The organism is Mycobacterium paraffinicum, assembly GCF_025822865.1.
GTDB classification, from domain to species: Bacteria; Actinomycetota; Actinomycetes; order Mycobacteriales; family Mycobacteriaceae; genus Mycobacterium; species Mycobacterium paraffinicum.
Map to the genome: position 1 here is coordinate 1 of NZ_JACKUR010000034.1, position 13,492 is coordinate 13,492.

The window sequence follows — 13,492 nt, forward strand, 5'->3', positions numbered from 1 at the left end:
CGGGCGACCCGCACGACATCGTCACGGAACTCTCGGGGATAAGGCCTAGGCACAGCGACATCCTTCCAGCCCACCCCACCAGGGCAAGCCAACTCAGATGTCACCTATCCGTGCAGCAGACCCCGACGGTGGGCTCGGCCAGCGCATTGTCCAGCGCATCACCGACCGAGCCGACCGAGGGATCCACGCCTTCATCGATGAGCCGCTGGGTGAAGGCCACTGAGGTGTATTGGGCGCCGCGTCGCTGTGCGCAATGAGCCCGCGCAGGCTGGTGGTGCCGTCCTGGGCGCGAGTGAAGAACGCATGCTCGAAAGCGTCGGACCAGGTCGGTCGTCATGGACCGGGCGGCCCCCCAGCCCAGAACCGGCGGCTGTAGGCGTCGATGACGAACGCAACGTAGACGAATCCCATCCAAGTCGACACATAGGTAAAGTCGGCCACCCGCAACCGATTTGGCGCCGCGGCATAGAAGCGGCGATACACCAGATCCGGGTATCGCCGATGAGTGTCGTCGGCGATGGTGGTCGCCCCGCACGCTCACGAAGCTCATCGGGATACTTACTGACACGTCCCATAACTCGAATCCTCCCAAGATCGGGAGTCTCCGGAAAAGCCGGGACGGGTCATTGTGCAGGGCGGGTTCATCTGGATACTCGTTTGTTAGGCCGCTTCGATCGGCCTGTTGTCGGAGGCTGCTTGATACCCACGGCAAGGCACAGTTGGTCGAGGAATAAGTCGGCGTCATCGCTGGACACTATGTAGTGGGATACAGCGATGCGGATCGCCGCGCCGGCCGCGACTGGCCCCTGGGGGCCGGGAAGAAGCCGCTGGAGCCGCTCGCGCATCACCGGGATGACTCGGCGTAGCTCAGCTATGACGTACTCCGGCTCAACTCGGGCTACGCGAACCGCCGAGTAAGATTGCTGGTAGTTAACCATGAATCTCAGGGCCGCTCCGAGTTTCTCGTCCTCGTCCAGGCCTGCTGTTGCCCGGCTGATGCCGATGTCGAAATTCCTGTGTTCGTAGCGAGCGAACGCGGCCAGCAGCCCTTCTTTCGACGAAAACAAGCGGTAGAGCGTCGGGCGCGAAACTCCCGCCTGCTGAGCAACCTCGGAGAGGCTGAGCTTCGTCTGTCCGTTGCGGCTGAGAACTTCGGCGGTGGCTGCAAGTATCCGCGTTTTAGTTGACGCTTCCCCACTAATAGGTGAAAAGCCTACTGCCTGATCGTCACAAATCATTGTTTAGGTGCCACACTCAATTGTGGTGGTAGACGGTTGCCAAACACACGTTCATGTGTCTCGACGCTACAGACTAGCAGTCCGTAATTTGCGCAGTAACACGCGCTACGTGAAGGAACGAGGGTGGTTACCTGCTGCTGGCAAATCCAGGACCGCAGCGTCTCGGCGGTCATCCCCCACCGCTTGGACACCGCCGTAATCGTCGCCCACTCGCTCGCATAGTCAGCATGCTCCAACACCAGACGGACAGCCTCGGCCCGGGACTCCGTTCGTACTTGCTCGCCATGAAATACTGAAAGCCCGCACAGAATTAAAGCCCCAACGTCCATACCTACATCCGCGCAAGTGTAAATGTATAGGTTCCAGGTGGCTGACTGCCGCAGCCGGCCGGGAAGGTGGAATCGACGCTTCCGGTCAACGTTATGGGATCCCAAGAGTATGTATCGTGCATGTCAATCGTGTAACCCAGGCAGCTGTAGCCTCCCGGCACGTCGATGGTGAGCACGTGGACGCCGTTAACCATCGACGCATCGCCCTCATAGGGCGCCGCCCCGCCGTTGGGCCTCGGTACGCCGCTCACATGGACGCACTCGGGAATACCCAGGCATCGGTTGACGATCCACACCCATGAGTGGCTGGGATCTCTGGCCGTTTGCAGTTCGTAGTTACCGATCGGCATATCGGCCCGCGCAGCCGGAGCCACCGTCGCCGCGGCTGCGGCAAGCACGACATCCGCCAGCATCGATGTGGTGATTACCGCTAGTCTCATGCGTCTATCCAACTCATCTTTTCAACCTACGGGAAAACCAGACATGCAACCGGAGAAGTCGGCAACAGTCGCTAACAGGGCGGCGATGAACCTGTCACGTTCGATAGTGCTAATGATCGGGCTGAGGTGCGCTGGCGTTGTGAGGTCAAAGTCTCTAGACAGGGTCGAACTTCGAGATCAGCCACGAGCCGTTGACTTTGCTTAAAGTCACCTGGACGCTGCTCGCCGTCACCCTCTCTTCCGGTTGCGTCACGCTTGTGGAGGTCTGGTTGACGAAGACCAGAACTACCGCGCGATCGCGATGAAGCTCGGCGAGGGCTGCCTTGACCACCCGAGCAGTTGTCCTGACCCCCTTCTGTTTTGCCGCCGGAGCGACGATCTGCTCCGTGAACTGGTTGTAGTAGGACAGGAAGTCACCTGTCAGATGCGCCTTTGCCGCGGCGAAATCCCGGTCAAGACTTCCCGGCGAGTAAGACAAAAGCGCTACTGTGCCATTTGATGCGGCTTCGACCGCCTGATGCGCAACAGTCGCATCGGTCTGTTGGTCCGGCAAGTACTGATACCGGTAAAGTCCCGCAGTCAACACCAGCGCGCCGACGAAAAGCACCCCGATTGTCAGCGGCAACCAGTTCGCCCTGGACGCGCGCAGCATCCGGCGGCTGCGGCCCGGCGCGCTTTCTGTGGTTGTCTCGTCGGTGACGCGTTCGGTGATCTCGTCGATCGGCTGCTCGACGTCCACTACGTCGTGCTCGGTGGTCACGGCAGGAACTCTACTCTGGACATCTTTAGTTCATTGCCGTCCCTTGAAATCCTTATCCTCAGACGCCACGCACGCGGTGCATTGTTCGCGGCGGCAACGCCACTGGCCTTAGATGTTGCGGCTACCAATACGACAGCCGAGTCACCGTCGACCGACTCGACTGCCGCTGCCTTGACTGAGGCTTTCATCACGATCTTGGACGCTTGCATCACCTTGCCGAACTCATCTGCGTGACTTTGGAAGTCGTCGTGGAACTGTCCGGTCGAGTGGTCGGCGATCCGCTGCATGTCTTCGTTGGCATCATTGAAATCGAGCGATAACAGCATCACCGCGGCCTCCTCTGCAGCTGCGGCGAACTCGAAGGACCGATGCCGATCCGTTACGGCCCTCTGGTGGTGGCGGATCATCAAGCCGCTTAGTGCCAGCAGAGCGCAAATCGCGGAGGACCCTACAGCGACAGCCGCGGCCCGCAGGATCCGGTGACCGGACCTTCGTTGTCTTGACACCGAAGGAATGTCTTCGAGTTCGTCTGCCCCGCATTCCCAGTCGGCCTCGGCAGGTTGAGCCGGCACTTTGACGCGTCGACCGGGCCGGCTCTTCATACCCTCGCCTTCGGTAGCCGTGTCGACTGGCCCCGCGTCAGGCGCGGCCGGCGCAGAGGACGCGGCCTGCGCCCTGCGCTGCCGAATAGCCCTTGCCCGCACGAGAGCGGCCGCGGCGAGCGCTTCGGCCCGAGAGGCTTCCGCCTCCGCCTCTTCGGCCATGGCGAGCGCATCGGTCACGCTGTCAACCGTCTCTGGCTCGACGTCTACTCCTTCGTAGCGGCTTTTCGTCAACATAGTGCCGGGGTCACCCGAGGTGGGCATCGCTTCGTTCGGCGACTTCCCGAGCCTGCGGTTGTCACTTCGAGCCGTCATCATCGGGGCGCCCATCTTGAAATCCAGGAACAGTGACTGCCGCGGGGCCACTGGCTAGGCACGAAACTCAAAGCGGCCCAAGCCCCGACAGGCGAGACGAACCGCCTAAAGCGCTCGCCGAGCGTCTCCCGAGACAGCATGCACTCCCTCTTCCAAGCCCTCGCGACGACGAGAACAACGTATCAGCTGCTGACACGGGCTACCGCCTTCTGTTATCTCTTGACAAGAATGTTTAAGATAGCAAAAATACGGCACGGGGCGGCTGCTGAGGGGAGTTCTGAGGTTGAGGTGCGCATGCACTTGTCCGTAACCCTTGCGTCAGGGGACGAACTGTTGACGATCGGCGGTTGCTCGGTCTTTCTAGAAACGTCCGGCGAGGCCAGCACTGGTCCGTTCTTCAGCCCTGCCGCAGCGAGGCATTCCGCACTGAAGCGATGCTTAATGCGGGCGGTTGCAGCCAGGCGGACGAGCTCTTGTTCGGTCGGCCGACCCTTGCCGTGCATGCCGAGGAAACTTTCGACTAACGACGAAGAAGGAGTCGGCTGCTGTACGGCAAGCCAATTTGCCGACGAAACGATCAGCCCGTGCATAGGTCGGGCGAATAGCGCAACATGCGACGGCCCGAGCCGGAGAATTTCGACATCGATTGCGCGACAACCAAACACACTAATTGCAGCCTTTGCATGCGCTCCGACACGCACTTGGCCAGCATCGGACCGGGCGAGATGCTGACCAGTCTTTCAGACCGGGTCAGCGAGCCGGAGCCGGTTGACGAAGACGCCGGAATGGTCGGCTTGCCTCTCCGTTCGACCTCGGCCACGGTGAGCCGTACGGCTATCTTTCACGAAGACAACCCTTTCCGCCGAGTAGCCGGCGAGCAGCAGCATCGGTGGCGGAATCACCGCAATCATTCCGTTGTATTCCGTCGTTATCATCACGTCGCTTGTCGGCGGGCGAGTAAGTTTGGTGTTTCTAAGGCCCTCCTGATGGCGACCCCGGCCTTCTTGATCCACACCGAAATTTGGCTATTTGCTTCGCATAAGACAGCGGGTGTTGGTGTCGTGATGGCTGATGCGGTAGCCCCAACGCTTGCCGTGGCGATTTTGGTGACGTTGCCGACTACGCCGTCCGTGTGCATTTCCAACGGAAACTTCACTCGGTCGCGGTAGGAGGGGCGATGTCCGGAGCTGTCGTACGCCCGGTGGTGGGTCTGGCAACCATAGTGGCGATCGCCGCGGTCGTCTTCATCGCTGGAGGCTTGTTTCGCGGCAGCTTTGCCGACACCGTGCCGGTTACTGTCTTATCGGCGCGCGCCGGCCTGGTAATGGACCCCGACGCCAAGGTGAAGATGCGCGGCGTAGAAGTGGGCAAGGTTTCTAGAATCGAATCGCTGCCGAACGGGCAGGCCGCTATCCACCTTGCGATGGACCCATCCCAGCTGCACCTGATTCCCGCCAACGTGCTGGTTAACATCGCCTCCACAACGGTGTTCGGCGCGAAGTTCGTCCAGCTTGTCCCTCCTGCTGAACCCTCGGCGCTGAAAATGCGCCCTGGCGCGGTGCTTGACGCCAAACACGTGACCGTCGAAATCAATACGGTCTTTCAACAACTGACATCGGTGTTATCAGAGATCGAGCCCGCGAAGCTGAATGAGACCCTGGGCGCCATCGCGTCCGCCCTCAGCGGCCGCGGCCGCAAGTTCGGACAGATGCTTTCCGACCTCGATGCGTTTCTCGCCAAGCTCGAACCGGCGCTACCTGCGCTCAGCCACGATTTGGCGGTGTCGCCCGCTGTTCTCAACTCCTATGCAGATGCGGCACCGGACCTCGTCAAGGTCGTGGATAATGCCACCCGGATCAGCCAAACGATCGTCGACGAGCAGAAAAATCTCGACGCGTTTCTGATCAGTTCCATCGGGCTGGCCGACATCGGCAACGACGTCATCGGCGGCAACAGACGAGCGCTAACCGACGTCATACATCTCTTAATACCGACCACCGATTTAACCAACCAATACCACGAGAGCATAAACTGCGGGTTGGGTGGGATGCCGGCTATTTTGTCAAACCCGCCGCTGCCGGAACCCGGAGTAATGGTGATTACCAGTTTCCAATGGGCCGGTGAACGTTATCGTTACCCGACGAACTTGCCAAAGGTCGCTGCCAAAAGCGGCAATTATTGCAAAGAACTCGGCCTTCCAAATTTGCCTCCCGGGTTCGTTCCGCCATTCATCATCACAGACACGGGGACCAATCCGGAGCACTATGGAAACCAACAGCTATTGCTCAATTCAGACGGGCTCAAACAGTTGCTTTATGGACCCGTCGCTGGGCCACCGCGCAACGTCGCTCAGGTCGGGCAGCCAGGATGATACGAGGAGGGGGAGCCACTGCCTACAAGTTCGGCGTATTCGTAGTCGTAATGTCGCTGCTGACGGCTTTCCTCTTCGTCGTCTTCGGCCAGTACCGCACTGGGTCGACGAACAGCTACTCGGCAGTCTTTGCAGACGCATCGCGCCTCAAGTCGGGTGACACAGTGCGCGTTGCGGGCGTCCGGGTAGGCACCGTCAAGGGCGTCAAGCTACGCGCAGACAAGTCTGTGCTGGTGAAGTTCGACGCCGACCGTGACGTTGTGCTTACCGGCGGTACACGTGCCGCTGTTCGGTACCTCAACCTGACCGGTGACCGCTACCTCGAACTACTCGACCTGCCGTCGCACAACACAATTCTCCCGCCCGGCTCGGTTATTCCCGTCGAGCGCACCGCACCGGCACTCGACCTTGATCTGTTGCTTGGGGGTTTGAAGCCGGTTGTCTCGGGTCTCAATCCACAAGACGTCAACGCAATCACCTCGTCGCTCATCCAGATTTTCCAGGGAGAGGGCGGCACCTTGCAGTCGTTGCTATCGAAAACGTCCTCGTTTTCGACCGCCCTGGCCGACAACAACCAAACAGTTCAGCAACTGATCGACAATCTCAATACGGTGCTCGCCGCGCTGGCGAAAGACGGAGATAAATTCTCCGGCACGATCGATAGTCTCGAACGGCTGGTCAGCGGGCTCGCCGAAGATCGGGATCCGATCGGTGCCGCCATCGCCAGCCTCGACGCCGGCACCGCGTCGATCGCGGACTTGCTGGCCCAGGCCCGTCCCCCGCTGGCCGGTGTCGTGGACCAGCTCAGTCGGGCCGCTCCGGTCTTGGACCATGAGAAAGATCTCATCGAAGCCCAGATCAAGAGGTTGCCGGAGAACTACCGCAAGCTCGTGCGGATCGGCGCATACGGCAGCTTCATCAGCTACTACATTTGCGGGATTACTTTCAGGGTCTCCGACCAGCAAGGGCGAACCGCGCAATTTCCGTGGTGGACGCAAGAGGACCAAGGGAACGGGAGGTGCAGGGAGCCGTAATGCACAAATATCGCGGATCTAACCTCATTCGGGCCGGCCTCATCGGTGTCATTTCGATTGTCTTGGTTATTGCCATCGGACTTCAGCCGGAACGGATACGGTCGTGGGCGACGACAGTTCGCTATCAGGCGCTGTTTTCCGAAGCAGGCGGTCTCAAGCCCGGCGATGACGTAACCGTCTCAGGTATCAAAGTTGGCAGTGTCTCTAAGGTGTCACTGAGGGGCGGCGACGCGTTAGTCACGTTTTCGATCGAAGGAAATGTCCTGTTGGGCGGGCAGACGGCAGCGCACATCCGGACCGGCACACTACTCGGGGCGCGCGTCCTTACCCTGGAGTCGGCAGGCGGTCAAGTGTTGCGGCCGTTGGACGTAATCCCCCTCTCGCGAACCAGTTCCCCGTACTCTCTGACGGAGGCTGTCAGCGACCTCACGACCAACGCTGCCGGCACCGACACTCAAACCCTTAATCAGTCACTGGATACCCTGTCGGCGACCATCGACCAAATCGCACCTCAATTGGGACCTACCTTTGATGGCATTTCCCGATTATCGCAGTCACTGAACGCGAGAAACGACAGCCTGCGTGATCTACTAAAAAACACCCAGGACGTTACCCGCGTGCTGTCGGAACGCGCCCAACAAGTCAATGCCCTCATCCTCAACGGGAACGATCTACTGGAAGTCCTCGTGCAACGGCGGCAGGCGATCGTCGGCCTGCTGGCCAACACTTCCGCTGTGGCCAAGGAGTTGTCGGGCTTGGTGCACGACAACGAATCCAAGCTGGCGCCTACGCTGCAGAAACTCAATTCGGTGACGGCGATGCTGGAAAAGAACCGCGACTTTATCGGCAGAGCGTTGCCCGGCTTGGCGAAGGCTGAGCTATCGGTGGGCGAGACGGTGGGCAGCGGCTACTTCTATCAGGCATTCGTCCCCAACCTCTTACCGGGGGTGCTGTTACAGCCCTTCCTGGACTATGCATTCGGGTTCCGCAGAGGTGTGAACGCCGGACAACCGCCGGACAATGCCGGTCCACGGGCGGAGTTTCCGTTCCCCTACAACGGGATTCCGCCACCGTGGGAGCGATGGGGAGGCGACAGATGATTTCGCGTAAGCGGCTTGTAATCTCCACAGCAGTCGTCCTGGTGGGTTTGATTGCCGCGGCAACCCTCTTCTTGGTTCGTCAGGCGTATTTCGCCCCGAAGTCCGTCACGGCTTATTTCACCACCGCGGTTGCCGTCTATCCGGGTGATCAAGTGCGGGTTGCCGGCGTAGAGGTCGGCACCATCACATCGATCCAGCCAGACGGAACAGACACACGAATGACCATGCACGTCGACCGCGCGGTGCCCGTCCCCGCCGACGCGAAGGCTATCATCGTCGCGCCGAGCCTCATCGGCGCGCGTTACGTTCAATTGACGCCGCCATACCGGTCCAGCGGACCGGTCATGGCGGACGGCGCGGTGATTCCACTCGACCGAACTGCCGTGCCTGTGGAGTGGGACGAGGTTAAGGCCCAATTAACCCGGCTTGCAACCGAATTAGGTCCCAACAGCCAAGTCTCAACACCGGCGGTATCGCGGTTCATTGAAAGTGCCGCCAATGCGATGGGTGGCAATGGCGAGAAGTTGCGGCAGATGATCAATCAGCTATCGGGAGTCGGGCGAATCCTGGCTGATGGACACGGCAACATCGCTGACATCATCAAGAATCTGCAGACCTTCGTCACCGCGCTGCGGGGCAGCGATGAGCAGATAGTCCAGTTCCAAGGACGGCTTGCCACCCTGACGAGCGTCGTCAACGACAGCAAATCCGATCTCGATGCCGCATTGACTGACTTATCGATCGCAGTCGGTGACGTTCAGCGCTTCATAGCAGGATCCCGCGACCAGACGTCCGAACAGCTTAATCGGTTGACACCCCTCACCCAAACCCTAGTCGACCGGAAGATCGATCTCGAAAACGTTCTGCACATCTCACCCACCGCGTTCTCAAACTTCTACAACTTTACTAACCCCGATAGTGGAAGTTATGTGGGCACATTCGTGTTGAACAACTTCAGCAATCCGGTGGAATTTCTCTGCGGCGCGATCGGCGGCATCGCGAACGCTACGGCACCCGAGACTGCCAAGCTTTGTGCTGATTATTTGGGCCCTGCTCTGCGCTTGCCGAATTTCAACAACCTGCCGTTCGCCATCTCCCCGTTGTTGAACAAGGCGCCCGACCCCGACAAAGTCATCTACGCCGATCCGGATCTAGCGCCCGGCGGCGCAGGCGGAAAGCCATCGGCCCCTGAGATACCACCCGCGGTTTCTGCCTACGCCGGCCTTCCCGGCGATTATCCGAACGCCACACCACCGCCGGCACCGCCGGCGCGGGTGCCGGGGTTAGCGATACCCGAACCACCCCCAACCACGTCGATGCCGGCACCGCCGCCTAGCTTGCCGGACATCCTGATGCCAGCGGACAGGTCGGGCTCATGATCGACGGGATTCGGCTAAGAATGCGGAAAGCGATAGTCCATAGCTTCTGCATCGCGCTAACTGCCACGGGTTGCGCGTTTCAAGGCGTGACCTCGTTGCCTCTGCCGGGCGCCGTGGGACGCGGTCCCCACGGCAAGCTCTACCACGTAGAGGTGTCCAACGTTGGCACTCTCGAACCGAATTCCCCGGTCTTGATCAATGACGTGGTCGTCGGGAGCGTCGGCAAGATCAGAGCGCGAAATTGGCACGCCGAAGTTGAGGTCTATGTGAAGCCGGACGTTGCTGTTCCCGCCAACGCGGTGGCCGCCGTTGGTCAGACCAGCCTTCTCGGATCTTTACACTTGGAGCTCGATCCGGCGCCCGGTCAGCCGCCGCGCGGACAGCTTGGCGCTGGCGCGACGATTCCATTGAGTAAGTCCTCCACATATCCGTCGACCGAACAGACGCTTTCGTCCCTGTCAGCCTTAGTCAACGGTGGTGGATTGGGGCAGATTGGCGACATCATCCACAACTCCAACATCGCACTATCCGGACGAGAAAGTCAGGTGCGGGACTTGTTGAGCCGCCTGGACACCTTCGTCGGTGTGCTTGATCAACAGCGTGACAATATCGTCGCGTCGATTCAGGCTCTGAACCGCATGTCCGCGACGTTCGCGGGTCAGCGTGACGTCCTGACACGGGCGCTTCGCAGAATACCGCCGGCGCTCAACGTGCTGATAAAGGAAAGACCACGCATCACAACCGCGCTCGAGAAGCTTGGGTCCTTTAGTGACACTACGACCAAGCTGGTCAATGACACGCAAGCCGACCTCGTGAAGAACCTGCAAAACCTCGAACCGACACTTCGTGCGCTCGCCGACATCGGTCCGAACCTCGGTGCCGCGATCACGGAAGCGCTGACGTTTCCGTTCACCCAAGACTTTATCGACCGAGCGGTCAAAGGTGACTACATGAATCTCTGGGTGATCCTTGACTTCACAATTCCGCGGTTGAAACGCACACTTCTCCTAGGCACCCGTTGGGGCCAAACGCAGGCGAAGTTGGTACCGGCACCCGGCGACCCAGCGTATCTGAACTTCACCTATGATTCACCCGGTGTTCCGTTGCCGCCGGCGGCCGCATCACCTGCGGCGGCGGCACACCCAGACTCAGCTCCCCTTCCCGCAGCCCCCGCACCATGGGCGCAGCCACCGCCGGGATCTCACCAACCGATACCCGGAAAGGACCAATTTCCGCCGATGGATGAGCCCGGTCCCTGATGCTCACGCGTCTCGTCCGAATCCAGCTGACCATCTTCGCCGTCGCGTCAATAGTCGGCGTGGCGATGATGATCGTCGTCTACATGCAAGTGCCCACCATGCTGGGGATTGGCCGTATCAAGGTGACCTTGGAACTACCTAGCACCGGCGGTCTGTACCGGTTCAGCAACGTGACCTACCGAGGGGCTGAAATCGGAAAGGTCACAGCAGTCACCCTCACCGAGCACGGTGCTAACGCGACATTGTCGCTTGGTGCTTCTCCGAGGATACCGGTTGATCTGCAAGCAAAGGTTCGCAGCGTTTCGGCGATCGGCGAGCAGTACGTGGACCTCCAGCCGCGGACCAAATCAGGGCCCTTCCTTCGCAACGGGTCTGTTATCAGGGCGCGCGACACTGAGATCCCGCAACCGGTGGGGCCGATGTTGGACCAGGTCAGTGCCCTCATTAAGAGCATTCCGAAGGAGAAGCTGAGCGCATTGCTCGACGAGTCCTTCAAGGGTCTCAACGGTGCCGGCTATGACCTTGGGTCGCTACTCGACTCATCAGCCACTGTCACCGGCGACCTCAACCAAGCCGCCGACCGCACACGTACCCTGACCGAAGACAGCTCTCCGCTGCTCGACGCCCAAGCCCAAACCACGGATTCTCTCCGGACGTGGGCACACAGCCTCGCCGGTATCACCGAACAGATGACAACAGACGATCCACAGGTGCGCACGATCCTGCGTGCGGGCCCTGGGGCACTCAATGAGGTCTCGCGGCTGCTCGAGCAGGTCAAGCCGACGATGCCCGTGCTACTCGCCAACCTCACCACTCTTGGCCAAGTGGCGGTCACGTACCGTCCGGCACTTGAGCAACTGTTGGTCCTCCTTCCGCCTTCCGTCGCAAGTATTCAGTCGTTCGGAACCGCCAAAAACAACCCAACCGGATACCCCCTCGGCGATTTCGCCGTTGCTATCGGCGACCCGATAGGGTGCACGGTTGGATTTCTGCCGCCGTCGCAGTGGCGATCGCCTGCCGACACTTCTGTGATCGACACGCCGGACGGGCTTTACTGCAAGCTGCCTCAGGATGCGCCGACCGCGGTTCGCGGCGCCCGGAACCTGCCCTGCATGGGCAAGCCAGGAAAACGCGCACCGACAGTGCAGATCTGCGACAGCGACAAGCCGTACGTGCCGTTGGCGATGCGGCAGCACGTTCTGGGGCCCTATCCGCTCGATCCCAACCTGTTGGCTCAGGGCATTCCGCCCGATGACCGGGTCAATGGGGGCGACAAAATTTATGCTCCCGTGGAGGGCACGCCCCTGCCGCCGGGCGCATCTCCGGCAGGGACGCCTCCGGGTCTGCCGGCGCCGCCAGGCGCCACCACGGACGGCGTGCCCCCGACTCTGCTCGGTCCCCCGGCGAAACTCCCTGGACCGGGTACTTTCCCGCCTCCCACGGATGGCGCCGAGGGCAGAGTGCCGTCGTCAGCGCCGGCGCCGGAGCCACCTGCTGCGCCGTCGTTGTTGTCACCTCCCTCCGACGGAGGTGCGCCGTCGGCGGCTCCGAGTTCATTTGGGACCAGCGGTGCGCCGGGACCATCGGTCGCCGTCACTACTTACAATCCGCAGACCGGCGCCTACGTCACTCCAGATCGCCAGGTGTTGGTCCAGTCAGATCTGGTCACCCAGGGAGCGGCCAAGTCCTGGAAGGACATGTTCCCTATATCTAAGTGATTGTTCTGCGCCGGCGCACCGGCAGGACCCGGGCAATTAGGGGCTCTTCGATTTTGACCGGGCAATCAGCATGAAGTCTGGGTTGCGGCCCACTGTCCGCGGGTGCAGTGGAATCGTATCCGGCCGGCTGAGTTATATACATTCGGAATCCGCAGGCGGCACGTTTGACCTGTCTGACCAGCCTCTTGTAGCCCTCGAAGCGGGCATTGGTGATGCCGGTGTCGATGAACGCGTTGATTTCGGGCCACCAGGTATCAATGGTGGGGCCACGGTGAGCAGCTCGGGGATCTGCGAGTCGATAAACCAGCCAGAAACCGGTGCAGCCGATGCCTAGTAAGTGCGCACGCCGCCGGCGCGCACCGTGGATCACCGCCGCGCCGGTGCGGCCTTCGCGTTGCCGAGCACAGCGACCTCGGCCACCGACCGAGGCCGCGGTCCCCGATCGCCGCACCCGTCTGGGTACGCGTCCGTAGCGGCACCTCCGCGATGGCCTCGGTGAACGAGGACTGCCAGCAGTAATCCTCCCGGCAGCGCCAGCGCGTCTTGGCCCACCGCACCACGATCCGATCCTGGCCGTAAGGAATGTCGCGCGGGCGACGTGCTCACCGGCCCTTCGCGAGGTGGACACCACCCCACAGGACGGGCATGCCGCCGCCCCGTCCTCTGCCGTCACTACATGCACCACACGGGTCCCATCAGCGAGGGGCTCGACACGCTCCACCCGTACTCCTGGCAGCCCGAACAAAAATGTCGTACGGTCAGACACGGCCGTTGCTTCCTTCCTTCCGCCTGGAATCCGCAAACTTCAGACTTCGGAAGGCCAAGTGGCAATGTCAACTTGATTTGGCCCCACTGTGACGGCTTGATTTGGCCCCGGTCATCTTCGCGGTCTGGTTGTTGCGGGCGTGGGTGAGTCGGTATGAGTGGCTGCCGGTTTCGATGATCTG

Annotated in this window: 12 protein-coding genes and 1 pseudogene; 7 read left to right on the forward strand and 6 right to left on the reverse strand. The window is 60.8% G+C overall.

Annotated elements, in window-relative coordinates; translation table 11 throughout:
- Positions 1-121: 121 nt before the first annotated feature.
- The 5 genes and pseudogenes from H7J89_RS23320 to H7J89_RS23345 form a co-directional block, all read right to left on the reverse strand.
- Positions 122-525 (reverse strand): annotated as a pseudogene (locus tag H7J89_RS23320) (DDE-type integrase/transposase/recombinase); the annotation flags it as partial.
- Positions 526-641: 116 nt separating this feature from the next.
- On the reverse strand, positions 642-1,238 hold the full coding sequence (locus H7J89_RS23325; protein WP_264047143.1) for a TetR/AcrR family transcriptional regulator: 597 nt from the start codon (positions 1,236-1,238) through the stop codon (positions 642-644).
- Between the two features lie 331 nt (positions 1,239-1,569).
- Positions 1,570-2,007 carry a hypothetical protein gene (locus H7J89_RS23335; protein WP_264047144.1) on the reverse strand — a complete coding sequence of 146 codons (438 nt, stop codon included), beginning with the start codon at positions 2,005-2,007 and terminating at the stop codon, positions 1,570-1,572.
- Positions 2,008-2,161: 154 nt separating this feature from the next.
- A complete protein-coding gene (locus H7J89_RS23340; RefSeq protein ID WP_372513829.1) occupies positions 2,162-2,746 on the reverse strand; it encodes a twin-arginine translocation pathway signal in 585 nt (194 codons plus the stop codon).
- A 17-nt stretch (positions 2,747-2,763) separates the two neighbouring features.
- Positions 2,764-3,699: an Rv1363c family protein gene (locus tag H7J89_RS23345; RefSeq protein WP_264047147.1), complete on the reverse strand. Its 936-nt coding sequence runs from the start codon at positions 3,697-3,699 to the stop codon at positions 2,764-2,766.
- Between the two features lie 668 nt (positions 3,700-4,367).
- Here H7J89_RS23345 and H7J89_RS23350 point away from each other — a divergent pair.
- The 7 genes from H7J89_RS23350 to H7J89_RS23380 are packed head-to-tail and all read left to right on the forward strand — an operon-like array spanning position 4,368 to position 12,545.
- Positions 4,368-4,853: a hypothetical protein gene (locus H7J89_RS23350; RefSeq protein ID WP_264047148.1), complete on the forward strand. Its 486-nt coding sequence runs from the start codon at positions 4,368-4,370 to the stop codon at positions 4,851-4,853.
- Between the two features lie 8 nt (positions 4,854-4,861).
- Positions 4,862-6,055, forward strand: a complete 1,194-nt coding sequence (locus H7J89_RS23355) for an MCE family protein (protein WP_264047149.1) — start codon at positions 4,862-4,864, stop codon at positions 6,053-6,055.
- Positions 6,052-7,089: an MCE family protein gene (locus tag H7J89_RS23360; RefSeq protein ID WP_264047150.1), complete on the forward strand. Its 1,038-nt coding sequence runs from the start codon at positions 6,052-6,054 to the stop codon at positions 7,087-7,089. The genes H7J89_RS23355 and H7J89_RS23360 overlap by 4 nt, the downstream gene beginning before the upstream one ends.
- Complete coding sequence (locus H7J89_RS23365; protein WP_264047152.1) at positions 7,089-8,189, forward strand: MCE family protein; 1,101 nt, start codon at positions 7,089-7,091, stop codon at positions 8,187-8,189. Before H7J89_RS23360 ends, H7J89_RS23365 begins: the two co-directional genes overlap by 1 nt.
- Positions 8,186-9,568 (forward strand): MCE family protein, encoded by a 1,383-nt coding sequence (locus H7J89_RS23370; RefSeq protein WP_264047153.1) that lies wholly within the window; start codon positions 8,186-8,188, stop codon positions 9,566-9,568. The genes H7J89_RS23365 and H7J89_RS23370 overlap by 4 nt, the downstream gene beginning before the upstream one ends.
- Positions 9,565-10,827: an MCE family protein gene (locus tag H7J89_RS23375; protein WP_372513827.1), complete on the forward strand. Its 1,263-nt coding sequence runs from the start codon at positions 9,565-9,567 to the stop codon at positions 10,825-10,827. Before H7J89_RS23370 ends, H7J89_RS23375 begins: the two co-directional genes overlap by 4 nt.
- Positions 10,827-12,545 (forward strand): MCE family protein, encoded by a 1,719-nt coding sequence (locus H7J89_RS23380; RefSeq protein WP_264047154.1) that lies wholly within the window; start codon positions 10,827-10,829, stop codon positions 12,543-12,545. The genes H7J89_RS23375 and H7J89_RS23380 overlap by 1 nt, the downstream gene beginning before the upstream one ends.
- Here H7J89_RS23380 and H7J89_RS25965 read toward each other — a convergent pair.
- Positions 12,538-13,311 carry a transposase gene (locus H7J89_RS25965; RefSeq protein WP_372513828.1) on the reverse strand — a complete coding sequence of 258 codons (774 nt, stop codon included), beginning with the start codon at positions 13,309-13,311 and terminating at the stop codon, positions 12,538-12,540. The two genes, H7J89_RS23380 and H7J89_RS25965, sit on opposite strands and share 8 nt — an antisense overlap.
- Positions 13,312-13,492: the final 181 nt, after the last annotated feature.